We start from the raw sequence: 26,105 nt of genomic DNA, 5'->3' as shown, positions 1-26,105 counted from the left end.
CGGAATGCAGTGTGGCCCCGGACATATCGTCCGGGGCCACACTGCATTACCTTTTCTCATGCACGCCGATTACGGCGCTTGCGGCGCGGTTCCCAGATGACCACAGCCGTGGACTCGGGAACCTCCACGAGTTCACCCCGCGGACGGGAGGTTCGACGTTCCCGTTCCAGGGCATCAGCCAAGCGTCGATTGTCCGAGCGCAGAACCTCGATCTCCCGGCGCAGTCTCTCGTTCGCCTGGGTCAGGTCGATGATCGCCTTGATACCAGCGAGGTTCACTCCCTCCTGCTGACTGAGCCGCTGAATCTCCCGGAGGAGAGCAACATCGGAGCGGGAGTAGCGTCGTCCTCCACCACGGGTACGCATCGGGGTCACCAGCCCCATCCGGTCATAGGTCCGGAGGGTCTGGGCGTGCATCCCCGCGAGTTCCGCGGCCACCGAAATGACGAACACTTCCTCACGCTCCGGGGAAGTACCGTCCTGACGCTGGATCGGCGGCTGATCACTGTGCGGCATCTGCCCGTTCACCTCCTCGTGGTTCGTCCGTGGGCACGGCCGACACCATGCCCGGTCATGGGGTGTGGTCTGCCCCGCTGACCGGGGACCGACCACACCCGGTACTACACCGATCCCGCCCAGTCCGCCCTGGGATCGAAACCGGATTCCTTCTCCGCCTGCGCATAGGCACGCAGGGCACTGGTCGCCGCGGGGCCAAGGTTCTTCGGTACCGTGACCCTCACGGTAACCATCAGATCACCCTTCGTTCCATCCCGTTTCGGAATCCCACGTCCCCGGACACGGAGCGTCCGACCATCGGGGGTCCCCGCAGGAACCTTCACCCGAACCGGCGAATCGAGTGTCGGCACGGTGATCGTGTCCCCCAGAGCCAGTTCCGCGAACGAGACCGGAATCTCGACCTCAAGTGTGGTGCCGGTTCTGGTGAACACCTTGTCCTTGCGGACATGCACGGTGACGAAGAGGTCACCGGAGGGGCGACCGTTGGGGCCTGCTTCACCCTGTCCGGCGAGGCGTACCTTCTGCCCGTCGATGACACCTGCGGGCACCCGCACGGTGATGGATCGGGTCCGGTTGACCGTGCCTGTCCCGGAGCAATCGGCACAGGGATCGGAGATGCTCTGGCCGTTGCCGCCACAGTCGGTGCAGGGGGCGGAGAACCCGAAGGCTCCCCGGTTCTCACTGGTGTATCCGGTGCCGTTGCACGTATCGCACCTGTTGGTCTTGCCGGAACGGGAGCCAGAGCCGTGACACCGGGTACAGGGGGCCGGCCCCTTGAGTTCTACGGGGATCGTCGCCCCTTGCGCAGCTTCCCGGAAATCAAGCGTGATGTCAGTTTCGACGTCGGCCCCCCGCGACGGTTGAGCTGCGTGGCGAGGACCGTTGCCGCGGTTGAAAAAGCCACCGAAGATATCACCCAGGCCCCCTTCCGAAGTAAAACCTCCGCCTCCGCCGAAGAGATCCGAGACATCGAAGTCGCCTTGCGCCTGGCGAAACCCGCCCGGAAAGCCGGACCCCGCATTTCCGCCGAAGCCGCGCAGCCCCCCGGACGCGAGCATGGCTTTCATCTCGTCGTATTCCTTACGCTTCTTCTCGTCGCCGACGACGTCGTAGGCCTCGGCGATGCGCTTGAAGCGTTCTTCCGCGTTCTTGTCACCGGGATGGTTATCCGGGTGATTCTCGCGCGCAAGTTTGCGGTACGCCCGCTTGATCTCGTCAGATGACGCGGACGAGGAGACACCCAGGTCCGCGTAGTAGTTCTTTTCAGCCCATTCACGCTCAGCCATTGGGCATCTCCTCCTTCCGCGTCATGCACGGGGTCGGTGTAACTCAGGGTATGTGGTGCTCGCGGGGATCTGTAGGAATCGATCCCCGCGAGCCGTGGGTTCGGTGCCGCCACCGCACCCGTCAGTTGTCGGCGTCGTCGTTTTCTGCCGGAGCGCCCACCGCAGGGTCGGTGATGATGACCATCGCGGTGCGCAGCAGTCGTTCACCCATCGCGAAGCCGGGGCGCAGAACCGTTCCGATGACCTTGTCATCGCCCTCGGAGAGATCCTGGACCGCTTCGTGACGTTCCGCATCGAACTCATCGCCCTCCGCACCGAACTCGACGACATCGAGTCGGTTGAGCACGGCGCGGAGCTTGTCATTCACGGACTTCAACGGGCCGGTGAGGTCTCCGTGCCGCCCCGCGAGTTCGAGGTCGTCGACGATATCGAGCAGTTGGTTGACCACGGAGGCCTTGGCCGTGGCGATGACCGCCTGCCGGTCCCGCTCGGTACGGCGCCGGTAGTTGGCGTACTCCGCCGTGACCCGCTGCAGGTCCTCGGTGCGTTCGGCAAGCTCCGCTGAGAGGTCCGGGCTACCGTCAACCGCATCTGTTTCCGCGTCCTCCGCGGCTTCGTCCGCCGCAACGGTGGCGAGCGCCTCGTCGAGTTCTGCGTCAGCGGTTGCCTCAGCGTCCGCCACCGCCGCCTCGGCACTTTCCGGGGAAGTGGCCTCCGGGTCGGTTGCGGCCGGATCGCCGGGGTTGCCCGGCATTGCGTCATCCTGGCTCACTGGGTGGCCTCCTCGTCGTTGTCGCGGTGTTCTTCTCTGTCGATGACGGCCTGCCGCTCATGCACCGCACGTTCATGCTCAGTGTCCGATGCCTCCCGGAGATCGGCGGCGACGGCGTCGCCCTCGAGAACCTCGTCCGGGTTCTTGTCGGTGCCGATCGGATCGGTCATCTACTTCTTCTCCTCGTCTTCGTCGACGACCTCAGCATCGACGACATCAGAGTCGGCGTCACCGGCGTCAGCCTGGGTGGCTCCCGCCGCGGCCTCTGCCTCGTAGATAGCCTTGCCCATCTCCTGGGACTCGGTGGAGAGTTTCTCGACGGCCGTCTTGATGGCCTCGATGTCCTCGCCCTTGAGAGCTTCCTCGACCTCCTTGGCGGCTGCCTCGACCTTCTCCTTGGTGTCCTCGCCGATCTTGTCGGAGGAGTCCTCCATGAACTTGCGGGTCTGGTAGACCATGGACTCCGCGGAGTTGCGGACTTCCTGCTCCTCGCGGCGCTTCTTGTCCTCCTCGGCGTGTGCCTCGGCATCCTTGATCATCCGGTCGATCTCCTCCTGGGACAGGCCGGAGCCGTCCTGGATCTTGATCGTGTTCTCCTTGCCGGTGCCCTTGTCCTTGGCGGTGACGTGGACGATGCCGTTGGCGTCGATGTCGAAGGTGACCTCGATCTGCGGGACACCACGGGGAGCGGGGGCGATACCTGCGAGCTGGAAGGATCCGAGCAGCTTGTTGTGCGCGGCGATCTGGCGCTCACCCTGGTAGATCTGGATGCCGACCTCGGGCTGGTTGTCCTCCGCCGTGGTGAACGTCATGGACTTCTTCGCGGGAATGGTGGTGTTGCGCTCGATGAGCGTGGTCATCACACCGCCCTTGGTCTCGATGCCCAGGCTCAGCGGGGTGACATCGAGAAGCAGCACGTCCTTGACCTCACCGCGCAACACACCGGCCTGCAGGGCGGCGCCCACGGCAACGACCTCGTCCGGGTTGACGCCCTTGTTGGGCTCGCGGCCACCGGTCAGTTCCTTGACCAGGTCGACGACGGCGGGCATCCGGGTGGAGCCACCGACGAGGACGACGTGGTCAACATCGTTGATGGAGATGTCGGCGTCCTTGATGACCTGGTTGAAGGGCTTCTTGGTGCGGTCGAGCAGGTCGGAGGTGATGCGCTGGAACTCGGTGCGGGACAGGGTCTCGTCGAGGAACAACGGGTTCTTCTCGGAGTCGACCGTGATGTAGGGCAGGTTGATGGATGCCTGCTGCGAGCTGGACAGCTCGATCTTGGCCTTCTCAGCGGCCTCACGCAGACGCTGCAGAGCCATCTTGTCCTTGGTCAGGTCGATGCCGTGAGCGGACTTGAACTTCTCGACGAGCCAGTCGACGATGCGCTGATCCCAGTCATCGCCGCCCAGGTCGTTGTCACCGGAGGTCGCCTGAACCTCGACGACACCGTCACCGATCTCGAGCAGGGAGACGTCGAAGGTACCGCCACCGAGGTCGAAGACCAGGATGGTCTGTTCCTTGTCACCCTTCTCCAGGCCGTAGGCGAGGGCCGCCGCGGTGGGCTCGTTGACGATGCGCAGAACGTTGAGTCCGGCGATCTGGCCGGCTTCCTTGGTGGCCTGGCGCTGCGCGTCCTCGAAGTAGGCGGGGACGGTGATGACGGCGTCGGTGACGTCCTCACCCAGGTAGGCCTCCGCGTCGCGCTTCAGCTTCATCAGGATGCGGGCGGAAATCTCCTGCGGGGTGTAGCTCTTGTCGTCGATGTCGACGCTCCAGTCCTCACCGATGTGGCGCTTGACGGAGCGGATGGTCCGGTCGACGTTGGTCACGGCCTGGTTCTTGGCCGATTGCCCGACGAGGACCTCGCCGTTCTTGGCGAAGGCAACGACGGACGGGGTGGTGCGGGACCCCTCGGCGTTCGCAATGACGGTGGGATCGCCACCCTCAAGAACGGAAACAACCGAATTCGTGGTTCCGAGGTCGATACCTACTGCGCGTCCCATGTGATGGTTCTCCTTTGTATGCCTGTGTCGTCTATCGGTGGTTGACTGTCCCCGACTCAACTTACGGAGATGATGTTAACAATCTCCTTGAGCGCAGTCCACTCAACCTGTTCACCCATCACAACGGTGCTCGACACAAAGTTGTTCCCGATACGCTCAACTTTTTGGTGTGACCCCTGCCACACATAACGCTTCGAGACACACCGGAGCTCCGGCGGGGAAGTGCACAGGACCTCCACCCACCGGGGCTCCGCGTCACGACACACCGGATATGCGACTAGCTGGAACCGAAGTTGAAGCCACTCGATCCGCTCGACAGCAAACCGAACGCGCCCCGGTCACTGCGCCGCATTCACGACCGCGTGAGACCAACGCATCGGAGTAGGCGTTGCAGATCTTCTCGATGGTCGGATCCAGGTCATTCAGTTCCACCCCACATTCGCGAGAATCTTCTCACGGAGCTGCACTGCGGACATGGGGGAAGTGCCGGCGATGTCCTTCACCTGCTGCGTGATCGCGTCACACGGTGTCAGCTTCATTTGGGTGGTGGCCCACAGCACCAGTTCGGCATCGAGCTGCTCCGCCTGTGCGGGAGCGGCAAATCCCGCGCCCGGGCAGATTCTGCCGGACCCAATACTAAGGGCCGGGAAATATCCTGACCATCGGGGAACCGATGCGGAGTCGCCCGATGAAAGTACTGGAAACCACGCGACCGGTGAAAGGTCCGCCGGACCCCACCACGCCCGGAACCACCACACCACACCGATCCTGCCTTCACATCTTTCCCTGATTCGGGTGAGGGGTTACTATGCGAACAGACTTCTCCGCAGAGCCAACAGTGGGATGGAACACCCCGACATCCCCTCACGGTTCCCGTGGTTTCTCTGCCGGACACATGCCGACACCCGGGAAAGGCGGTGCGTGACACGTGACCTCATCCACCACGTCCGTACAGCCTCCCGCACATGAGGCCACTACGGCCACCGCCCAGGCGTGCGGCGGCCGTCGCCGCCCCGTCGGTGATCGTCCACCTGTCTGACCCGGTCCAGCCGATCACCCACTTCGGGTTTCCCAACGGACCGCCACCGGCGCTCCGCGTTCCCGCCGCGCCCCCGCACAGAGGGTCCGGTTCTCTGAATCACCCACCGACCCGCCGCATTGGCGGACGTCGGGATGTCGGTGACCATTCATGAAAGCGAGCACACCCACTCATGTCCCTACCCCAGGCCCCCACCAACACCAGCGACGTAGAGAAGGTCAGCGAAGCCGCGATCGCCCGCGCCGAGACGTGGCTCAATGCCACCGGATCCGACGAGTCCCGCAAGGAGGCGAAGTCCACCGAGCAGCTCGCCGCCCTGGTGCACGACGCCGACGGCATCGACTTCACGATGGGCTTCGTCGACCGGGTCGCCCGCCCCGAGGACAATCACGTCTCCGCCCGGGAACTGGCCAATCTCGCCAGCCCGTTGAAGGGCCGCGGTTCCGTCCCGGACTTCGTCGGCACGGTTGACCGTGGGCTGGTCACCGCCGGGTCGATCGTCGCGCCCTGGCTGCCGAACATCGTCATGCCGATCGCCCGGAAACGCCTGCGTCAGATGGTCGGGCACCTGGTTCTCGACGCCGAGGGCTCAGCCCTGAACAAGCTACTCGACCGGTCCCGCGAGCAGGGGTTCCGTCTGAACCTCAACCTCCTGGGTGAGGCCGTCCTCGGAGACCGGGAGGCGAAATCACGCTTGGACCGGACACTCGATCTGCTGGACAATCCCCGCGTCGACTACGTCTCCATCAAGGCGTCCTCGGTGTGTGCGCAGCTCAACCCGTGGGACATCGACGGCAACACCGAACGACTGAAGGAGACCCTGCGTCCGCTGTACCGCAAGGCGCTATCGCGTGACCCGCACCCCTTCATCAACCTGGACATGGAGGAGTACAAGGATCTGCGTCTGACGATCCGCCTGTTCACCGAACTTCTGACCGAGGATGAGTTCCTGCCGTTGGAGGCGGGCATCGTGTTGCAGGCTTATCTTCCGGACACACTCGGCGCGCTGCAGGAACTGGCGGAGTTCGCCGCGCAACGGCGAGCCGCGGGTGGGGCGAAGATCAAAATTCGACTGGTCAAGGGAGCGAACCTCTCGATGGAGCGCGTCGAATCGGAGATCCACGACTGGAAGCAGGCACCGTACCTGACCAAAGCCGAGGTCGACGCGAACTACGTCCGACTGCTGGACTGGATTCTGCAACCCGAGCACGCGGACAACGTCCGTATCGGGGTGGCGTCGCACAACTTGTACACCGTCGCGCTCGCCCACGAGCTCGCCGTGGAGCGCGGTGTGGAGCGCCAACTCGACGTCGAGATGCTTCAGGGGATGGCGCCCTCGCAGGCCCGGGCCGTGCGGGATGTCGTGGGTGATCTGATCCTCTACACCCCGGTCGTCCACGACGAGGACTTCGATGTCGCGGTGAGCTACCTGGTCCGCCGCCTCGAAGAGAACGGCGCGAAGCAGAACTTCCTCTATGCCCTGTTCGCTCCGGATGTCACCGGCGATGAGGGACTGACGCCGATGCAGGGTCAACGGCAACGGTTCCGCTCATCCGTGGCGGATCGCTGGTCCACGGCCGCCGGTCCGCGCCGCACCCAGGACCGAACAGCCGAGGAAACGGGGAAGGTCGGCACTTCCTCCGGTGCGGTACCTGGCCACTTCATCGGGGAACCGGACACCGACCCGTCCCTGGCCGCGAACCGGCAATGGGCCCTCGACGCCCTGTTACGCGATCCCGGCCCGGTGGAGTCCGCGCGCGTCATCTCCGTGAGCGAGATTGATGACGCCGTGACCCGTGCGGCGACCGCAAGCGAGGGTTGGGGCGCGAAGAGTGGCGCCGAGCGCGCCGAACTGCTCGACCGTGCCGCCGAGGCACTGGCGAACGCCCGCGGTGAACTCATCACGGTGATGACCCATGAGGCCGGGAAGACCGTCGGTGAAGCGGACCCGGAGGTCTCGGAGGCCATCGACTTCGCCCGCTACTACGCAGAGTCGGCGCGCGCCCTCGACCGCGTGCGCGGCGTCCGCTTCGAGCCCTACCGCGTCGTGGTGGTCACTCCCCCGTGGAACTTCCCGGTCGCCATCCCGATGGGTGGCGTGTTCGCGGCACTCGCCGCGGGTGCCGCGGTCATCATCAAACCCGCACCGCAGGTGGTGCGCTGCGCCGAAGTCGCGGTCGCCGCACTACGCGAGGCCGGTATCGGTGAGGACCTGCTGCAACTGGTCAACGCCGACGAGGACGAGGCCGGTAAGCGCCTGGTGAGCCACCCGGACGTGGATTCCGTGATCCTCACCGGCGCATCGGAGACCGCAAAGCTGTTCCGGAGCTGGAAGCCGCGCATGGTCATCAATGCGGAGACCAGCGGCAAGAACGCCATCATCGTCACCCCGTCCGCCGACCCGGATCTCGCGGTGGCGGATGTCTACCGCAGTGCATTCGGGCACGCGGGTCAGAAATGTTCGGCGGCATCGCTGGTGATCCTGGTCGGATCAGTGGGCAGGTCGAAGCGTTTCCTCAACCAGCTCATCGACGCCGTCGAATCCCTGCACGTCGGCTACGGCACCGACGTCTCCACGACGATGAATAACCTCATCGAGGCCCCCGGTGAGAAGCTGGCCCACGGGCTGACCCAGTTGGACGAGGGCGAGCGGTGGCTGGTCAAGCCACGACAGCTCGATGACAGTGGCCGCCTGTGGTCGCCGGGCCTACGCGACGGTGTGGAACCGGGGTCCTGGTTCCACACCCACGAGTGCTTCGGCCCCGTGCTCGGGATCATGCGGGCGGATTCCCTCGAAGAGGCCGTCGAATGGCAGAATTCCACCGGTTTCGCACTGACCGGGGGACTGCATTCCCTGGACACCGACGAGATCGCCTACTGGCGCGAGCACGTCGAGGTGGGCAACGCCTACATCAACCGCGGCATCACCGGCGCCATCGTGGAGCGGCAATCGTTCGGCGGCTGGAAGAACTCATCCCTGGGCTCCGGCGCGAAAGCTGGTGGCCCGAACTACATCGGGCAGCAGGGAACCTGGTCCGAGGGCGACCTCAACGAGCTGCACTCGGGTTCCTTAAGCACACAGATCGCCCAGATGCTGCGAGAGTTCAAGGCACAGCTCGGCCCGACTCTCACCTCGGCGGACAACCACTGGCTGCGTCGTGCAGCGGAGGCCGACGCCTACGCGTGGCAGACGGAGTTCGGCGTGGAGCACGACCGCACTGCACTCCTCGCCGAATCGAACGTCTTCCGCTACCGACCACTCCTGCAGCCACTGCAGATACGAGTCGGGGCTGGCGCCGCCGTACGAGACCTGCTCCGGATGAAACTCGCGGCCGAGATTACGGGGACCGTCATCGACGTATCGGCCACTGCGTCGACCGTAGCGGAGTTCGGCGCCCTCGGTGCCGGTATCCGCGTGGCCTCCGATGAGGATTTCGCCGCGGAACTCGCAGGTGCACAGTCCGTTCGGGTCCGTGCTCTCGGCGAAGTACCCGAAGAGTTGTACCTGGCGGCAGTCGAATCAGGTTCCGTGATCCTGGATCAGCCGGTTCTGGCGGACGGTCGTCGGGAACTTCTGCCGTTCCTCCTGGAACAGGCAATTTCCAAGACCGAGCACCGGTTTGGATACATCAAGGGCCTGGCCAACTGACCCAGCCAGTTACGGAGGGGAGACTATCGCTTTTTACCTGCAGAGTTTCCCCTCCCAAATCCGGAGCACATGAACTACCCGCAATGCCGAGACTCTGGCATAGTTGGCAAGCATTATGAGTGATAATCAGCACCCCCGGGTTCCGGGGCATTCCGACGACCTCGCCCCCCAGGCGAAGGACAGCAACGTCCCCAAGTCGAATGATTCAGCCAAATCCAGGGACGCCATCTTCAATGCGGCCAACCACGACCGTGATGAATCCCCCACCACGGGCAAACACTCAGCATCGTCATCAGCCAACCCGGGCGCCGGTCAACTCGACCGTGCCGTGATCATCGGACGTGACGGGCGTTGGCTCGCAGGCTGGGCACTGCGTTTCATCATCGTCGCGGTGGCAAGCGGAATCGCCTGGCTCGGGCTCGGGATCATCTGGACGGGTGTCCTTCCGATCCTGCTCGCCATCCTCGTGTGCACGGTGCTGTGGCCACCGGTGCGCTGGCTGAAGGAACACGGTGTCCCCGGCGGAGTCTCCTCCATGTTCGTCTTACTCGGTTCCCTCTGCGCCATCGGCGGAGTATTCGCGGCAATGGCTCCGAGAGTGGCGGATCAGTCAAAGCTGCTGTTCAAACAGGGACTCGCGGGGCTGGAGAAGCTGGAGAGCCAGCTCTCCGAACCTCCGTTCAACATCAACACCGACCAAATCGGAAACGCCGTCAACGAGATCACCCTGAAACTGCAGGACGGCGCATCCGGGCTTCTCTCGGGAGGGGTCGCGAATAAACTGGCCTCCGGCGTCTTCGCGGGGGTCTCCACCGCCACCTCGATGGTGGTGACGATGGTCCTCATGCTCGTCCTCACTTTCTTCTTCCTCAAAGACGGGCATACCTTCCTCCCCTGGCTCCGCCGCAATGTCGGGACCAAAGCAGGTTGGCATCTCACCGAGGTACTCACCCGAACATGGAACACACTCTCGGGGTTCATCCGGGCACAGGCACTCGTGTCACTCATCGACGCAATATTCATCGGCATTGGACTCGTCGTCCTCGGCATTCCCCTGGCACTGGTGCTTGCGGTGATCACCTTCTTCGCCGGCTTTATCCCAATCGTCGGCGCGATCTCTGCGGGCGCCATCGCGGTTCTCGTCGCCCTGGTGTCCAACGGTCTGACCACCGCCATTTTTGTCTTGCTTCTCATCCTCGCGGTACAGCAGATCGAGGGGAACATCCTCTCCCCGATGCTGCAGAGCAAAGCCATGAACCTGCACCCCGTGATCGTGCTGCTGTCCATCACCGTCGGTGGCGGACTGTTCGGCATCGTCGGGGCCTTCCTCGCCGTGCCTGCGGCAGCAACCGTCGCAGTGTGGCTCCGCTACCACGCGGAAATCGTCAGCCTCCGATCCGGGGAACGGACGATCGACGAAATCGAGACCGAGACCGCAGCCGGTTCCAAGGCCCTCATAGACATCGCCCAGGCGATGCGTTCGGTCCGGCGACGCTTCAGACGGCATGACATTCCAAGCAACGACTAAGACGTGTCTCCTATAGCTGAGCGGTGATTCGCCAGACGGCGGCCGTATGGCGTGACCCGCCAAGGGAGGAGTTCAGCCCATGGCAGACGGTATGCACGCGCCATGGTCGCCACACCGAGAGCACCTGGGACCGGGCCCTGCACACGATTCTCGCTGACGCGGATGCACCCGGGATGATCAACTGGAACGTCTCGATCGATACCACCACCTGTCGCGCCCACCACCATGGCACGAACACAACGCGCCCCTGAGCAGGACACAGAGGGCTCAATCGAATCACAAGAACCAGCCAATCGCGGAGTGTGAACCTGCAGGTCACCGAATTGGCCGCTCGCGTGGTGAACTGACGAGCACGATCCACAGCGTCGTCGACCGGCAAGGCCCGGCCACCCGCTACGACAAACTCACCATCACCGACCTCGCCGCGGTCCACCTCTGCGCAATCTTGACCTGAGTACGCCTTTTAGAAGACACTCCCTAGCAGGGCTGCGCTTGCCCTTACGCTCAGCGACGACAGCGCAGTCACTACGTCAAACACTTCCCTGCACCAATCCATTAGACATGGTTATACTCAGGGCGTTCACGTTATCCCACCCGTTTGGAGTGCATAAATGTTTCGACGAAAGAGCAGGGGCGCGGTCCTCTCGGCGTTGGTCATTCTCGGAGCGGTATCCCCCGCCGCTTCTGCCCAACCACAAGAATGAGGGCCGATCCAACCGGATACGGGGATCGAACAGTTCGACTATGTGTCGGACAGAAACAAGCCTTCTATAGAAGAGCAACTGGAACAGTACGAGCTGGACCACCCGGAAGAGGTGGCAGAACATGAACGGCAAGTAGGAGAGACTGCGGATAACCTCACTACCCTGCCTGCGCCAAAGAAGACCTTGGTTGAGGGGGAAATGCGCTCTGATGCCGTGGAGCTGCCTGAAGGAGTGACGAAGGGACAGGCAGACCAGATCGAGATCGAGGAAGGGCGCCGTAACGTGCAACCGCAGATGTTGGCAGCCACAGGTTGCCAAACGGTGTGGCCTACGGGATTTCAAGTATGTGGCGCTATCTTGGATGCTTACCGTGAGATCGGTGGGACACTATCCTGGCTTGGGCCGCCGAAGTCAAATGAACTGACCAACCCTGACGGAGTGGGAAAGCGCAGCGAGTTCTACGGCGGCTCAATCTACTGGCACCCTGACACTGGTGCACACGCTGTGACTCTCGATGGAATGCGCCAGTGGGGCACCCTCAAATGGGAGTCCGGTCCACTCGGATACCCCACCTCCAGCCCGATCGACACGAACGTCCCCCTCACGCAAATGCAGAAGTTCACCGGCGGGGACAACTACTACAACCCTCTGACCGGCGGTGCTGTCTGGGGCGACATTAAGCAACGCTACGACGAGTTGGGCGGATCCCACCATGCCATCGGCATCCCGATCACCAATGAAATGTCCAACGGTGACCGATACCGGTATAATAACTTCTCCAATGGCACGATTAGCTGGCGCAACGACAGACAAACCCGGTTCATGTACCTGGCGACAAAGAAAGTATGGGATGCCCTAGGAAGGGAGACCGGGAAGCTGGGCTGGCCCACAACAGACGAACTTGCCTATATCCCCGGAGTTGCTCATCACGTGGATTTTGGGATGAACGCAACGATCTTGTGGGGGGCCGCTGTAGGTGCCCGCGAGTTGACTGGTGGCATTGTGACATTATGGAACCAATTGGGTGGCATAGACGGGCTAGGGCTGCCCCATATTTCCTCCACTTCGTTCGAAGACAGTGTAATGCAACGCTTCGAAAAAGGTGCTGCTTGGGCCACCGAAGACGGTATCGCCCACATGGGTGGAGTAGTCGACGGTACAATTCGGTCACAGCAAATCGAAGAGGTTCCGACCGAAAAGGACGCCCCTGAATCCGCCGGTCTTCGTTCGGCCAGTAGGAGCGGAACTGGCGATATCATCTACCCCAAAAACCCAGGTGTTGATCCGCATTTCTTGATCCGGCGTGGTTATTGGGATCCCCAAGATCTTCCGGGCGTTGGATTTGGAGCCGATAAAGCTAAGTATAAACACGGCGTTACTCGCTGGGATATGGTAGAGGCAGCCAACACCTCGGAAACATCAACCTACTTCTCTCCGACGGAGTCCGGTGCTGAAGGTTGGGAGACGAAAGTCTTCTTCAAGGCTTGCAGCTTTGGAAAGTGCGAGGAGTATGCGGATCCAGTAATACTTCGGCACATCTACCTAGCAGAGAATAGGGAATGGTTTAAAGGCGTTCCCGGGAGGAATGGCAGCGACGATACGGCAGACTTGGGTCTAGTAAATGCCTTCTGTGGCCAGGATGACAAAATCGTCGTCAACTTTTGCCCAGAACGAATGAGGGAGACGAAGAGGTTTGGCCGGTTTTTTTAACCAGTAAGGTCAAGTCAATTCGGTAGCACCTACCCCGCCAAGCCAAGGCCCTCGACCGATGTAGGTCATTTGTCCAATTCGTTTTCAGTAAAGGGCTTGCGACATTCCCAAATTAGGATCATCACATTATGGATAAAATAAAGCTCTTAACACTTAAAAATCTCGTACGCAACCCCACCAAAACCCGGCTTGAAATCGCGGAAAGAATATTAGAAAGCGAAGTTATATCTCCGAGTGGAGAAGATAAAAACGGTCTCCATGCTCGACATGAAGTCGACTGCCCTGAACCCTCTCAGCAACTCCTGAATCTCTCGCTGGATCTCCTTCAAAGTTCTAGCGCCCTACTAAGGGAAGAGGCGATAGGAATCGAATTGCACGGCAAGATAGAAGAAACCGTTCTGGCTTCTTTGGATTTTCAGCTTTACGCCATTCGCAGCACCTCTGAAAAAGGGGAATTCGAACCTCCAGATATTGACATCAAGGGAGCGTTCTTTAGTAAGCCGCTCATCTTGTCGAACGTGTTGCTTAAGCGGCTTCGGTTCACCGATTGCACTTTTGATAATGCAGTGCATTTAACCGCAGTATCATGTGGTTCCCCGATACAGTTTTCTAGTAGTGCTTTTACCAGTAAAGGCCAGCTATTGATTCGTATGATGCACTCTCCGAAGCCTGATCCACCGCGCGACTGGCAGCCCTCTTTCATATTTAAAGACTGTTCGATAAATCGGATCGAGGCATTTCGGGCAAACGTTTTTCTATTTTTTACAAGATGCTCGATAGAGTCCTCATCCCTACAGCTCCCGGCCGGATCTGTGACGCAATATGTTGATTGCCGGATATCTGACGGCATTGTTCACTCAGTCAGCGCCGAAAGCGACGGACACGACCTGGTGCCTCAGTGGTGGCATAAGGACATCGGTTGGGGGTTAAGTGAATGATTTAACTACTTCGACACGGTGGAATCTGTGACATAGCCTCCCGTGAAGGGGCGCGCATTTTTAGTCCGACTAGGATTGAAGAACCCTCCGTACGGATAGCCCGTTCCCGGGGTAGGGGTATCTCTGGTGTGCGATTCGATTCCATCCTTTCCAATGTCAGGTATACGGACCCCTGCTGTTAAAAACGCTTTTCGGGCCCCGTATCCGTTTCAATCACCTGTGGTCACCTTCGGGAACGTTATTAAATCGAACGCACCCGCCGCGACGTCGTCGACGAGGGCGGTGGGCGCGTTCGATCTGGCGCAGGAACGCCACGAACTCCTGGTGGCAGTGCCGCGGCTTCAACGCGGCGGTGACCTTACCGAGAGCGGCGAACAGGGTGCTGGTGCCGTGGCGGTAGTAGTCATGGGAGCGGCGCCCGACCCGGCCCTCCTGCATCGGCAGGATCGGCACAGTGCGGTCCAGCGCCTGGATCTGCGACTTCTCGTCCACACACAGCACGATGGCGTTCTCCGGCGGCGCCAGGTACAGCCCGCAGATGTCGGTCACCTTCCCGACCAGTTCGGGGTCGGTGGAGAACCGGAACGACTCGGCCTTCCAAGGCTTGATCCCGTAGCCACGCCACGCGCGCTGGATCGTCGAGGCGCTGACCTTGATCCGGTCCGCGAGCAGCTGGCTTGACCAGTGCGTGACCCCGAGTTTCTTCGGGGGTAGCTTCAGTGTCTCAGTCACGATCTGGCGATGGTCGAACTCGCGGGGCCGGCCCGAGCGCTCCAGATCCTTCAAACCGGCCAGCCCACGCTCGTCATAGCGATCGCGCCACTCAATGACCGTGGTCCGCGAAGCACCGACCCGATCGGCGATCTTGGAGTTCCCGATCTCTTCGGCAGCCAACAAGACCATCCGGGCCCGCTTGTCCAGACCAGAAGTGACCGTCCTTGAACGGACCCAACTCTCAAGCTTCTCGAGATCACCCTCACGCAACACCAGAGCCGGAGCAGGTCGATTGGCCATGCCCATGATTTCAGATCCTCAACCGTTCAGGAACTAGCGACGCGCGCCACTAGAACGTCTCGATCAATACCACCACCTGTCGCGCCCATCACCATGGCACGAACACAACGCGCCCCTGAGCAGGACACAGAGGGCTCAATCGAATCACAAGAACCAGCCAATCGCGGAGTGTGAACCTGCAGGTCACCGTATTGGCCGCTCGCGTGGTGGACTGACGAGCACGATCCACAGCACCATCGACCGGCAAGGCCCGGCCGCCTGCTACGACAAACCCGCCATCACCGACCGCGCCGCGGTCCACCTCTGCGCAATCCTGACCTGAGTATGCCTTTTAGAAGACACTCCCTAGTCTCCGACACGTCAGAAAGCCCCGCGCCCGGTTCCCGGGCGCGGGGCTTTCTCGGTCCAGGTCCCGGGGTCAGGAACGCGCCACAGGGACCGGGACGTTCTGCACGAGTGCATCGGCGTCCAGAAGAGTGCGCAGGGCGTCGTTCAACTGGCGGGAGCCCTCCGCCACGGCGTCGGCCCACGTGCCCACGGACTCCTCGTTCGCGCCGTCACTGATCTGCTTGAGCAGGGTGACGGGAATGCCGTAGCGGTATCCGATCCTGGCGAAGCAGTAGCCCTCCATCTCCACGAGCTCCGCACGCTCCGCGAGCCGGGTCCGGATGGCACTGTCCGCGATGAAACTGTCACCCGTCGCCAGGCGGGCGGTGGGCAGCAGTCCCGACGTGCCGAGCGTGAGGGCGTTGATCTCCGGCTTACCGTCGATCTCCTCCAAAAGCTCGGAGGAGAAGTCGTGCTTGTACACCTCACGCACCTCATAGACACCGTTCAGGCCGTCGACGAGCCCACCGCAGGTTCCCAGGTTGATGATCGCACTGGGCACCCGACCGTCGACACGCGCCTCCGTGAGCACCTCGGTCAAGCCGATCGCCGCACGCAGCACGCCAACCCCCGTGACGAGCACAGGCAGATCGGTGTCGATAGCCTGCGTCTCACTGGTAGTTGCGAAGACGAGGAGGGGCCGACCGTTGGTGATTGTTCCGCGAAGTTCCATGCCCACACTCTAAGCCACACAGAACACCGTGCGCCGGAATCACGACAGCTAGAATCAACCGGAGTGCCGTAAACCTGCGTCACAGGAAAGGACACGCATGTACCCCGTCAAGAGGATCGCCGTTGTCGGTGCCGGGCCGGTCGGCATCCAGACCGCCGAACTGCTCGTCGGGTGCGGCTGCAACATTTACGTCGACCTTTTCGAACGCACCCCGGCCCCCTTCGGCCTCATCCGCTACGGGCTGGCCGAACACGCCCCGGGGGACACCCTCACCGAGAAACCCGACGCACCGGCGACACCGCGGCTGAAACTGTTCGGCAACGTGTGCGTCGGCGGGGACATCACCGTCGCCGAGCTCCGCCGCCACTACGAGGCCGTCGTGATCTCCCCCGACGTCGCCTCCGGCGCGGGCTTCTCCGCCACGCTTGAGGCGGGACGCCTGACCCCCGGTGTCTACACCACCGGCACGGAAAACCCCCTAACCGCGGCGCGGGTCGTCACCACCCGCATCGCCACCGACGCCTGGGTCGGGACACTGGGTACACCACTCCTCGCGGACGCGGGCCGAATCCGCGAGCTACTCGACACACGCGATGTGGCCTACACCTCGTGGGAGGGCTGGTGGCTACCGGAGACGATGATCTCGGCCCCACCCACCGCCGCCGCACTCGCGTCCGCGGCGACGCTGGCCGGCTCCATCGACTGGGACGGCATCGCCCGACTCGCCCGCGGCGTGCCGATCTGCGAGTGACCGGTCCCCTGCGGGACCGCGGAATCCCGTACGTTCCCTGGGCCGTGACGTGACCATCGCTCTCCGGGCCTGCACTGCGGACGAAGACAACCGCGCTGACCCCGGGATACCCGGCTCTTCACGTTTCACAGTGCTAAGTTTCATGCAGACCTTGCTGTTGACCGTGGGGGAGAATGCCGTGTGTGAAGACTTTTCAAAAGAATCAGATCAGATCAGATTCTGATTAAAACTAGCAAGATGGTCAAGCTCAGCGCAGCGGTACCGCCTATTATGTGTTTAGCCTCTTCTCTGGCTGCCGTCGCTTCAATTCCGAAGCCAATCCCTTTCTCTTTCTGGATTGTGGGAGCCCTTACCAATGCTGCCGTTATAGGTTTTTCTGCATGGGCGGCTTACTCCATGAAGGTCGAAGTCGTGCGAGACACCTCATCAAGTCTAGCTAAAATCAGAGCACCCTTTTATTCCCGAAGCTTCAACCACAAATCGATTAGCGACATCTCTACTGGTGAGGAGTCGGGGATGAATTCTGGTTTAATTAACTGGCCGGTTACCGGTAGTGCCAACTCGGAGAAAGGGGTCCGCATTAACTTGGGAGGGGCAGCCCACATAAAGTTCCTGGCCGATGGGAAACACCGCTTCACCATCGTCACGACAGGAATGTCGCAGGCTAAACGTCTCGCAGCGCTTCTGTCAAACAACTAGGGCTTTTGGATAGAATCTGTTTGCCATGGTCAATTTTGCGGTGGGTACGTGACCAGAACCAGGAGCCTTGGTGTGCACAGGGATGCAGACCCGGACCTGTATATGTTGGGTGGACGATGCTGGGATCAGTAGGCTTTGAGCATGGTTAGGCCCACCCATCACCGATGAGATGGTTAGCCGTGCCACCTAGCACCTGGTGATGTGCTTGACACGGTTCGGCGTTCTTCATGTTTCACAGTGGTTCGCAGAATCTAGTGGGGGCTGGTGTACGAGTAGGTGACATCTGATCTGGCATGCCCTTCGGGGTGGGGCTGGAAGGGTGACTGCCGTGCCCAAGCTCTACCCCCAGGAGTTCCGGTTCGCGTGACTCGGTCCCCCGAGGACGGCGTGACGATCGAGCAGATCGCCGCCGGCACCAAGACCACCTCAGCCGCGTGACCCCCATCGAACACGAGACCATCCTGACCCACACGACCACTCAAGCCACGTGACTACCCGTGCCACCCAATCGTGCACCAGCCTTCTCTCATACGCGAAGAGCCGGATACCCGAGGTGACGGTCCTCGTCACCGGCCCGCCACCTGCGAGTTCCCGGCAACCGCCCCACCACCCGGCGCAGGATACGTGCGACGTGTCGGGGTGCGGGCCCCGACTGACATCCCACCGCTCGTGCGCCCAGGCCCGACAGTCCTGTCGCGCATCCCCACCGGGGTCGTGTAAACATTTCCTTGACACTCTCTCGACGTAAAGATATCCTTTACACATGTCGGAACCGCTGAACACCACCACACTCGCCACGCTCCTCACCCAGGTCGCGTCCCTGCTCGCCACGGAACTCCGGGAGATCGACACCCCCGGCACCGAAAGCATCTCGAGGAGCACCCCGCCCCGGGACGTCACCCACTCCCTGGCCACGGCACACACCATGCAACTGCTGTCCACCGAGGCGCTGGGGGCACTGGTCCTCGCGGCCCGGGAACGGGGCACAACGTGGCAGAGCATCGGAAACGCCCTCGGCATCAGCCGACAGGCGGCGTTCCAGAGGTTCGGCAACCCCATCGACCCACGGACAGGAAACCCCATGAACAAACCCACCCCGACCCAACAGCAGGAGGCAATCACCCGCGCCGTGACCTTCCTCGACGTCCTCACAGCTCACGACTGGGACGGCGCGGCGCGCCTGCTCGGCCCGGTACTCGGCAACGAACTCGACGCAAAATCCCTGGCGGATGCCTGGGCCCAGGTCGTGGCCCTCGGCGGCGAGCTGGAGGCCCGGCATCCGGCGCAGACGGTGAGCCTCGCCGACGAGGTCTTCGTCGTCGAACAGCTCCTCGACTTCGAGGCGGCCGACCTCGTGGGACGGATCAGCTACAACCGGGAAGGTGAGATGGTCGGCCTCTGGTTTCTCCCCGCCGACCAGGCGCTCACCGGAGACCGGTCCCACTGACCCAGCGACAGTGCCCCACCACTGACTGCGCGTAGAGGAGATCACCCGCGCCCCGTTGAATCCGGGTGACGGGTGACCTCCTCCACGTCGTCGCGTCCGCGCCCCCAGGTCACCGGCATGGCCTCATCTGGCCGTCCCGGCCACCACGCATCCCCGTTCCACGGAACCAGGGATCTCCGGCGCAGCTTCATCGATGACCCGCACCCGGTTCCGGAGCCGCCGCACGCCACAACAGGTCAGGCCCACGCCGAGGGCCAGCAGCACTCCCTCGACGGTGGGCAGCACCCACGTCGCGGTGTCGAGCGCACCGACCACCCGGGGTGCGTTGACGAGCATGAGCGCGGTACCGACCGCCCCGCCGAGCAGACCGGGTGGCATGCGGCTGACCAGCCACGCCGCGAACGGCGCGGCGATCACACCACCGATGAGCAGAGCGGCGACGGCGGGCAGGTGGGCGAGCAGCTCCTCCCGCATGCCGATCGCGAACCCGGTGGTGGCGGCGGCGGTCACCAGGAACTCGGAGGTGTTCACGGTGCCGACGACCCGGCGCGGTTCGGCGTGCCGGAGGCTCATCAGGGTCGAGGCGGTGACAGGTCCCCAGCCACCCCCGCCGGAGGCGTCGATGAATCCGCCGGTCAGTCCCAGGAGTCCGAGGACCCGTCCCCGGCGGCGGGTCTCCGTGGCGATCGCGTGGTGCGGGGCGCCGCGGGAGAAGCGCAGCAGGAGGTGCAGCCCGATGGCGGTGAGGATCCCCGCCGTGACGGGGGCTGCGGCAGCGGTGGAGAGGTTCGACAGGACGTAGGCCCCGAGAAACGCGCCGACCGCGCCCGGGACGCCGAGGCGCAGTGCGAGCCGCCAGTCGACGTTGCCGAAGCGCCAGTGGCTGATCCCGGAGGCCAGGGTCGTCCCCAGCTCCGCGGTGTGCACCACGGCGGACGCCTGCGCGGGGCCGAGGCCGGCGGCGAGGATGAGCATGGTCGTCGACGTCGCGCCGAAGCCCATGCCGAGTGCGCCGTCGACGAGCTGCGCGATCGCCCCCGCCAGGGCGATGAGGATCAGGGTACGCATGCCGGTGTCCGGTCGCTGGTCAGGGCGTCGGAGTAGCGGGTGGCGACGATTCCGGCGAGGTCGCGGCCGAGCGGTGCGCTGACCGAGATGTCCGGGCCCCCGGGGCGGGTGGCGGGCAGGCGGTCGGTCAGCCGGTCGAGCAACAGCCCGTGGGTGACGAACAGCGGGAGAACGTGCAGCGAACCGGCTGCGCGGGCGCGGTCGAGGACCGCCCCGGGGCCGCCGCCCGGCCCGGTGGCGGCGATGACGTCGACACGGCGACCGGTCCGCTCGGCGAGCTCCGCCCCGAGTCGCGCCAGGTCAGCCGATGCCCGCTTGCTGGACGTTCCGACCGGGTGGAGGACGGTGTCTCGTCGATCCGCGGCATCCGTGATCAGGCGCTCCGCGAGGACGTCGACGAGATCCGGGCCGGTACCGAGCCCGTCCGCGAGGGTCATCCGTAACCCGGAGACCTCCGTGGCCGCGTGCACTTCCTCGGGGACATCGGTCGTGGCGTGGAACGCACGGGTGAACAGCAGGGGCACGACGACGGCCTCCCGGACGCCCGCGACGGCGAGCCGGAGGGCGACGTCCGGGAGGGTGGGCGTCGACAGGTCCAGGTGCGCCGGGTGCGCGGGCAGGTCCAGGAGGTCACCGGCGGCCGCGGTCAGCTCGGCGATACCGGCGTCGGCGTGGGGGTGACGGGAACCGTGGGACAGGGTGATCAGTGCGGGACGCGGGTCAGTCACGGCCACCACCGCCAGTGCCGTCGACCAGGCCTGCGGCGAGGGTGTCCCCGGAGGCGGGGTCGATGAGCAGGAGGGAGCCGACGGCACCGCGGGCGGTGAAACCGTCGACGGGCAGGGCCTCGGCGACCTGGATCTCGGCGCGCACGATGTCGTTGAGGGCGAGTTCGCCCGGGGCGTCCCGCACCACGTCACCGACCGGGGCGTCGATGTCGAGGCTTTCGGTGATCCGGGTGACCCGGCCCCGGACCAGTGACGTGCCGTAGCGCAGCTTGAGCAGTTGACCCGGGCGGACGGCTTTCTCGGCCAGTCCGACGAGCGTGGCGGTGAACTCGCGGACGTCGTCGGGGCGGTCCGCACCGGCGATGAGGTCACCGCGGGTGAGGTCGATGTCGTCGGCGAGGCGCAGCACGACGGAGTCGCCGGGCAGCGCGAGCGCCGCTTCCCCGTCCGGGGTGTCGATGCCGGTGACCGTCGTGCTGCGCCCCGACCCGAGATGCACCGTGTCGCCGGGGCGGACCTGACCGGCACTCACCCGGCCCGCGTAGCCGCGGTAGTCGGTGGCGTGATCGCGGATGACGGTCTGCACGGGGAACCGGAAACCCAGCTCGGTGGCCTCGGGGCCTGCGGGCACGGTCTCCAGGATCTCGAGGACGGTGGGGCCGGTGTACCAGTCGGTGTTGGCGCCACGCTCGACGACGTTGTCCCCGAGCAGAGCGGAGGTGGGAACCACGAAGGTGCTGGTCACACCGAGCCGCTGGGCGAGGGCGGTGAACTCGGCCTCGATGGCGCGGTACACGGACTCGTCGAAGCCGACGAGATCGATCTTGTTCACCGCGAGGACCACCGTGTCCACGCCGAGCAGGGCTGCGGCGGTGAGGTGGCGGCGGGTCTGGGTGACGATGCCGTTGCGGGCGTCGACGAGCAACACGACGACGCGGGAGGTTGACACACCCGTGACGGTGTTGCGGGTGTACTGCACGTGGCCCGGGGTGTCGGCGAGGATGAAGGTGCGCTTCGCGGTGGCGAAGTAGCGGTAGGCGACGTCGATGGTGATGCCCTGCTCGCGTTCGGCGCGCAGGCCGTCGACCAGTAGGGAGAGGTCGACGTGGTCCAGGCCCTTGGCCCGGGAGGTCGCCTCGACGGCGGCGAGCTGGTCGGCGAGCACTGATTTGGTGTCGTGCAGGAGGCGACCGACGAAGGTGGATTTGCCGTCGTCGACGCTGCCTGCGGTGCACAGCCGGAGGGTCTGGCGGTCGTACAGCGCCTCGGTCGGGGTGGGGGCAGTGAGGGTGCTGGTCATCAGAAGTAGCCTTCCTTCTTGCGGTCCTCCATGGCGGATTCGCTCAGGCGGTCATCGGCTCGGGTGGCGCCACGTTCGGTGAGGGGCGATGCGGCGATCTCGGCGATCACGGCGTCGACGGTGTCGGCGTCGGAGTCGACGGCGCCGGTGCACGACATGTCCCCGACGGTGCGGAACCGCACGCGGCGGGTCTCCAAGGTTTCACCCCTACGGGGGCCGCCCCAGTCACCGGCGGTCAGCCACATGCCGTCGCGGTGGAACACCTCGCGATCGTGGGCGAAGTAGATGGACGGCAGTTCGATGTTCCTAGCCCCGATGTACTCCCAGATATCAGCCTCGGTGAAGTTGGAGATCGGGAACACGCGGATGTTCTCACCGGGCAGGTGTCCGCCGTTGTAGAGATTCCACAGTTCGGGCCGCTGGCGGCGGGGGTCCCAGCCGCCGAAGCTGTCGCGGACGGAGAAGATGCGTTCCTTGGCGCGGGCCCGTTCCTCGTCGCGGCGGGCACCGCCGAGCACGGCGTCGTAGCCCTGTTCGGCGATGGTCTCCACGAGTGGGATGGTCTGGAGGGGGTTGCGGGTGCCGTCAGGGCGTTCCGTGAGGTCCCCTCGGTCGATCCAGTCCTGGACCTTCGCGACGCGCAGGCGCGCGCCGGTGCGTTCGACGAGGCGGTCGCGGAAGTCGAGAACCTCGGGGAAGTTGTGCCCGGTATCGATGTGTAGCAATTCAAATGGTACAGCAGCGGGGGCAAACGCCCGGCGGGCTAGTTCGTGGACGACGACGGAGTCCTTGCCCCCGGAGAACAGCAGGGCGACCTTGTCGAACTGTCCGGCGACCTCGCGGAGGATCTGGATGGCCTCGTTCTCCAGGTCCCTCAGGTGCGGGGACAGCGGTGAGCCGGTGCCCCGGTCGGTGCGGGCGTCGGGCGTGGTGTCGGTGAGGGTGGTGGTCATGTGTGGAGTCCGCATTCTGTCTTGTTCTGTCCGGCCCAGCGGCCGGCCCGGGGGTTTTCGCCTTCGGCGACGGGCAGGGTGCAGGTGGCGCATCCGATGGACGGGTAGCCACGGGTGGTCAGGGGGTGCCGGATGAGGTCGTGGTCGACGATGTACCGTTCGGTCTCCTCGAGTGACCAGGTCACCAGGGGCGAGATCTTGAGTCGGCCGGTTTTGTCGAGGGTGACGGCCGGGGTGTCGGCGCGTAGCGGGGAGTCGGCGCGACGCAGCCCGGTGACCCATCCGATGTAGCCGCTCATCGCGGCGGCGAGTGGCTCGACCTTGCGCATTCGGCAGCAGGCCGTGGGGTTGCGGCGGTAGAGCGCGGGCCCGTAGGTGGCGTCCTGCTCGGCGCGGGTGAGGATCGGGGTCGCAGTGACCAGCGGGAGTGGGTACCGGTGGCGCACCGCATCGGCGACGTCGAGGGTTTCGTCGAAGTGGTAGCCGGTGTCGAGAAACAGTAGGTCGGCGTCGGGAAGGTACCGGGACGCGAGTTCCGCGAGGACGGTATTCTCCATCGACATGGTCACCGCAACGGGACCGTGCACGTGTTCGGCGACGGTCGCGAGGATCGTCTCCGCGTCGGCGTCGTACAGTGCGTCGGCGTGCGTGTCGACGAAGGCGGCGAGCTCGGCGCGGGTCCCGGGGTCGAGTGGTGCGGTGGTCGCCGCCCCGGCGGGTGAGACCTCGGGGTCGCGGTGGGCGCGGGGGCGGGCGAAGCGGCTGAGGTCGGTCACGGTACCCGCACCCCCGGTGTGTGTCCGTGGTGGTCGAGGGATGCGGCGAGTGCCTCCGCGGTGGAGGGCGCGGGCGCGGGCCGGTTCGCCGGGTCGTTGCGCCCGTGGAACATCACGGAGAACACTCTTCGGCATTCCTGGCAGGCCCACGCGAAGTCGGTCTCCTCGTCGGGGAAGAGGTCGGTTCCGCCGCAGTAGGCACAGTACTGGGGGAAGCCGCGGTTGGGGTTGGGCTTGTCGACGCGGTAGCTCACTGCAGGTCCCCCTCGTCGGCACGCAGGACCCAGTCGCGGAACTGCTCACCCTCGGTGCGCTGCTCGCGGTAGCGTTCGACGAGGCGAACGACGTAGTCGCCGAGTTCCGCGGAGGTGACCTTGTGTCCGCGCAGCTTGCGGCCGAAGTCGGGGTCGAACCCGAGGGCGCCGCCGAGGTGCACCTGGAAGCCCTCGACCTTGTTGCCCTCATCGTCGGTGACGAGCTGGCCCTTGAGTCCGATGTCCGCGACCTGGGAGCGGGCGCAGGAGTTGGGGCAACCGTTGAGGCTAATCTTCAGGGGGACGTCCATGTCGCCGAGCCGGTCCTCCAGTTCGTCGACGAGCTGGATCGCCCGCGCCTTGGTGGTGACCAGGGCAAGTTTGCAGAACTCGAGGCCGGTGCAGGAGATCACGCCACGCCGGAACTCGCTCGGCTCCGGGTACAGTCCGGTGGCGTGGAGCGCCTCCTTGAGGGGCTCGACCTGCCGCTTTTCCACGTCGAGGAAGAGCAGCTCCTTGTCGACGGTGGTCCGGATCCGGGTGACGCCGTGGGCCTCGGCGGCATCGGCGATGGCAATGAGCTGGTCGCCGGAAGCGTGGCCGACGGTGGGCTTGACGCCGACATAGAAGCGGCCGTCCTTCTGCGGGTGGACGCCCAGGTGGTCACGGTTGCCGGGATTGACGGGCGCCGCCGGGCCGTCGAGGAGCGGGCGTCCGAGGTAATCCTCTTCGAGAACCTGGCGGAACTTCTGCACGCCCCACTTCGCCACCAGGAACTTCAGGCGTGCGCGGTTGCGCAGGCGGCGGTAGCCGTAGTCGCGGAACACCTTGACCACGGACGCCCAGACCTCCGGTACATCATCGAGCGGCACCCAGACGCCGAGGCGCTGGGCGAGCATCGGGTTGGTGGACAGGCCGCCGCCGACATAGACGTCGAAGCCGGGGCCGTGTTCGGGGTGGTTCACGCCGATGAAGGAGAGATCCTGGATCTCGTGGGTGACGTCCTGGCGCGGGGAACCCGAGATGGCGGACTTGAATTTGCGAGGCAGGTTGTGGAGTTCCTCGCGGTGTAGCCAGTCCGAGGTGATCGCCTCGATAGCGGGGGTCGCGTCGATGATCTCGTCGGCGGCGATTCCCGCGACGGGTGATCCGAGGATCACCCGGGGAACGTCACCACAGCCGCAGAGGGTGGACAGTCCGACGGCGTCAAGTTTCTCCCAGATCGCGGGAACGTCCTCGATGCGGATCCAGTGAAGCTGGATGTTCTGCCGGTCGGTGAAGTCACCGGTGCCACGGGCGTAGTCGCGGGAGATCTCACCGACGGTGCGCAGTTGCGTGGTGCTGACAATGCCGCCATCGAAACGCACCCGCATCATGAAAAACCTGTCCTGCAGTTCCGCGTTGGTGGCGGTACCGGTGTACTCACCGCCGAGATCCTGGCGGCGCTGCGTGTACAGGCCGACCCACTTGAACCTGGGTGCGAGGTCGTCTTCCGCAATGGAGTCGAAACCCTGCCTCGAGTAAATGTCGATGATCCGCTGCCTGCAGGACATCCCCGGGTCCTCGGCCTTGATCCGCTCGTCGGCGTTGAGCGGTTCGGTGCCGTCGATCTTCCACTGGCCGTCCGGCCTGTGCTGCCGGGCGGGCCGTTCCTTGACGGTGGTCGGTGCCATGGGTGCTCCTTGGAAAGCCCGGTTCCGGCAGTGCCGGGGCCGGGGCCGCGATGGGGGTGCTGTTAGTGCGGCCAAGTCTGACACAGGAAACACTTTCACGGCCATAAAAACGGCATTTTTTATGAACAGGTCGGTCTATTTTTTCCCATTTATGCCCTTTTACCTGCAAACTTCACAGACCATCATTCATGAATGAAATAGACCGTTCTGTACATTACTGAACCTTCCCAACCCCTCA

Annotated in this window: 21 protein-coding genes and 1 pseudogene; 8 read left to right on the top strand and 14 right to left on the bottom strand. The window is 64.0% G+C overall.

Annotation, left to right across the window (positions count from 1 at the left end; genetic code table 11):
- Positions 1 to 56: 56 nt before the first annotated feature.
- From QWU44_RS09705 to dnaK, 5 genes are all read right to left on the bottom strand, one after another.
- Positions 57 to 515, bottom strand: a complete 459-nt coding sequence (locus tag QWU44_RS09705) for a heat shock protein transcriptional repressor HspR (RefSeq protein WP_370915484.1) — start codon at positions 513 to 515, stop codon at positions 57 to 59.
- Between the two features lie 104 nt (positions 516 to 619).
- Positions 620 to 1,801 carry a molecular chaperone DnaJ gene (gene dnaJ / locus QWU44_RS09700; RefSeq protein ID WP_370915483.1) on the bottom strand — a complete coding sequence of 394 codons (1,182 nt, stop codon included), beginning with the start codon at positions 1,799 to 1,801 and terminating at the stop codon, positions 620 to 622.
- Between the two features lie 121 nt (positions 1,802 to 1,922).
- On the bottom strand, positions 1,923 to 2,573 hold the full coding sequence (grpE, locus tag QWU44_RS09695; RefSeq protein ID WP_370915482.1) for a nucleotide exchange factor GrpE: 651 nt from the start codon (positions 2,571 to 2,573) through the stop codon (positions 1,923 to 1,925).
- Entirely contained in the window at positions 2,570 to 2,743 is a 174-nt protein-coding gene (locus tag QWU44_RS09690) for a hypothetical protein (RefSeq protein ID WP_370915481.1), read from the bottom strand. Before QWU44_RS09690 ends, grpE begins: the two co-directional genes overlap by 4 nt.
- A complete protein-coding gene (gene dnaK, locus QWU44_RS09685; protein WP_370915480.1) occupies positions 2,744 to 4,576 on the bottom strand; it encodes a molecular chaperone DnaK in 1,833 nt (610 codons plus the stop codon).
- Between the two features lie 1,211 nt (positions 4,577 to 5,787).
- On the opposite strand from dnaK, the gene QWU44_RS09680 reads away from it, so the two are divergent.
- The 4 genes from QWU44_RS09680 (at position 5,788) to QWU44_RS09665 (ending at position 14,144) form a co-directional block, all read left to right on the top strand.
- Positions 5,788 to 9,264 (top strand): proline dehydrogenase family protein, encoded by a 3,477-nt coding sequence (locus tag QWU44_RS09680; RefSeq protein ID WP_370915479.1) that lies wholly within the window; start codon positions 5,788 to 5,790, stop codon positions 9,262 to 9,264.
- A gap of 115 nt (positions 9,265 to 9,379) precedes the next feature.
- Positions 9,380 to 10,792 (top strand): AI-2E family transporter, encoded by a 1,413-nt coding sequence (locus tag QWU44_RS09675; RefSeq protein ID WP_370915478.1) that lies wholly within the window; start codon positions 9,380 to 9,382, stop codon positions 10,790 to 10,792.
- A 746-nt stretch (positions 10,793 to 11,538) separates the two neighbouring features.
- A complete protein-coding gene (locus QWU44_RS09670; protein WP_370915477.1) occupies positions 11,539 to 13,206 on the top strand; it encodes an LGFP repeat-containing protein in 1,668 nt (555 codons plus the stop codon).
- Between the two features lie 128 nt (positions 13,207 to 13,334).
- The gene (locus QWU44_RS09665; protein ID WP_370915476.1) at positions 13,335 to 14,144 is read left to right on the top strand and encodes a hypothetical protein; all 810 of its coding nucleotides are present in this window, start codon (positions 13,335 to 13,337) and stop codon (positions 14,142 to 14,144) included.
- A gap of 213 nt (positions 14,145 to 14,357) precedes the next feature.
- Here QWU44_RS09665 and QWU44_RS09660 read toward each other — a convergent pair whose 3' ends face one another.
- Together QWU44_RS09660 and QWU44_RS09655 are read right to left on the bottom strand one after the other, a co-directional pair.
- Positions 14,358 to 15,164, bottom strand: coding sequence for an IS630 family transposase (locus QWU44_RS09660; RefSeq protein ID WP_370915475.1), 807 nt, complete (start codon positions 15,162 to 15,164; stop codon positions 14,358 to 14,360).
- Positions 15,165 to 15,576: 412 nt separating this feature from the next.
- Positions 15,577 to 16,218, bottom strand: coding sequence for a nucleosidase (locus tag QWU44_RS09655; RefSeq protein ID WP_370915474.1), 642 nt, complete (start codon positions 16,216 to 16,218; stop codon positions 15,577 to 15,579).
- A gap of 97 nt (positions 16,219 to 16,315) precedes the next feature.
- Here QWU44_RS09655 and QWU44_RS09650 point away from each other — a divergent pair, with 97 nt between their 5' ends.
- The 4 genes and pseudogenes from QWU44_RS09650 (at position 16,316) to QWU44_RS09635 (ending at position 19,115) form a co-directional block, all read left to right on the top strand.
- Entirely contained in the window at positions 16,316 to 16,969 is a 654-nt protein-coding gene (locus QWU44_RS09650; protein WP_370915473.1) for a hypothetical protein, read from the top strand.
- Between the two features lie 237 nt (positions 16,970 to 17,206).
- On the top strand, positions 17,207 to 17,668 hold the full coding sequence (locus QWU44_RS09645) for a hypothetical protein (RefSeq protein ID WP_370915472.1): 462 nt from the start codon (positions 17,207 to 17,209) through the stop codon (positions 17,666 to 17,668).
- 949 nt (positions 17,669 to 18,617) lie between these two features.
- Positions 18,618 to 18,719 (top strand): annotated as a pseudogene (locus QWU44_RS09640) (DUF3887 domain-containing protein); the annotation flags it as partial.
- Positions 18,720 to 18,749: 30 nt separating this feature from the next.
- A complete protein-coding gene (locus QWU44_RS09635; RefSeq protein WP_370915585.1) occupies positions 18,750 to 19,115 on the top strand; it encodes a DUF3887 domain-containing protein in 366 nt (121 codons plus the stop codon).
- Positions 19,116 to 19,238: 123 nt separating this feature from the next.
- Here QWU44_RS09635 and QWU44_RS09630 read toward each other — a convergent pair whose 3' ends face one another.
- From QWU44_RS09630 to QWU44_RS09600, 7 genes are read right to left on the bottom strand one after another with little or no spacing between them, the layout of a single operon-like run.
- The gene (locus QWU44_RS09630; RefSeq protein WP_370915471.1) at positions 19,239 to 20,183 is read right to left on the bottom strand and encodes a sulfite exporter TauE/SafE family protein; all 945 of its coding nucleotides are present in this window, start codon (positions 20,181 to 20,183) and stop codon (positions 19,239 to 19,241) included.
- Positions 20,171 to 20,911 carry a CbiX/SirB N-terminal domain-containing protein gene (locus QWU44_RS09625; RefSeq protein ID WP_248140936.1) on the bottom strand — a complete coding sequence of 247 codons (741 nt, stop codon included), beginning with the start codon at positions 20,909 to 20,911 and terminating at the stop codon, positions 20,171 to 20,173. Before QWU44_RS09625 ends, QWU44_RS09630 begins: the two co-directional genes overlap by 13 nt.
- Positions 20,904 to 22,211, bottom strand: coding sequence for a sulfate adenylyltransferase subunit 1 (locus tag QWU44_RS09620; RefSeq protein ID WP_370915470.1), 1,308 nt, complete (start codon positions 22,209 to 22,211; stop codon positions 20,904 to 20,906). Before QWU44_RS09620 ends, QWU44_RS09625 begins: the two co-directional genes overlap by 8 nt.
- Positions 22,211 to 23,164: a sulfate adenylyltransferase subunit CysD gene (gene cysD, locus QWU44_RS09615; RefSeq protein ID WP_370915469.1), complete on the bottom strand. Its 954-nt coding sequence runs from the start codon at positions 23,162 to 23,164 to the stop codon at positions 22,211 to 22,213. Before cysD ends, QWU44_RS09620 begins: the two co-directional genes overlap by 1 nt.
- Complete coding sequence (locus QWU44_RS09610; protein ID WP_248140934.1) at positions 23,161 to 23,940, bottom strand: phosphoadenylyl-sulfate reductase; 780 nt, start codon at positions 23,938 to 23,940, stop codon at positions 23,161 to 23,163. The genes cysD and QWU44_RS09610 overlap by 4 nt, the downstream gene beginning before the upstream one ends.
- Positions 23,937 to 24,194, bottom strand: coding sequence for a hypothetical protein (locus tag QWU44_RS09605; protein ID WP_248140933.1), 258 nt, complete (start codon positions 24,192 to 24,194; stop codon positions 23,937 to 23,939). The genes QWU44_RS09610 and QWU44_RS09605 overlap by 4 nt, the downstream gene beginning before the upstream one ends.
- Entirely contained in the window at positions 24,191 to 25,867 is a 1,677-nt protein-coding gene (locus QWU44_RS09600; protein ID WP_370915468.1) for a nitrite/sulfite reductase, read from the bottom strand. Before QWU44_RS09600 ends, QWU44_RS09605 begins: the two co-directional genes overlap by 4 nt.
- Between the last annotated feature and the right edge of the window lie 238 nt (positions 25,868 to 26,105).

The organism is Corynebacterium sp. CCM 9203, from assembly GCF_041357675.1.
Classification (GTDB): domain Bacteria; phylum Actinomycetota; class Actinomycetes; order Mycobacteriales; family Mycobacteriaceae; genus Corynebacterium.
Note: the sequence above shows the minus strand (reverse complement) of the source record. Positions and strands in the feature narration are given on the sequence as shown.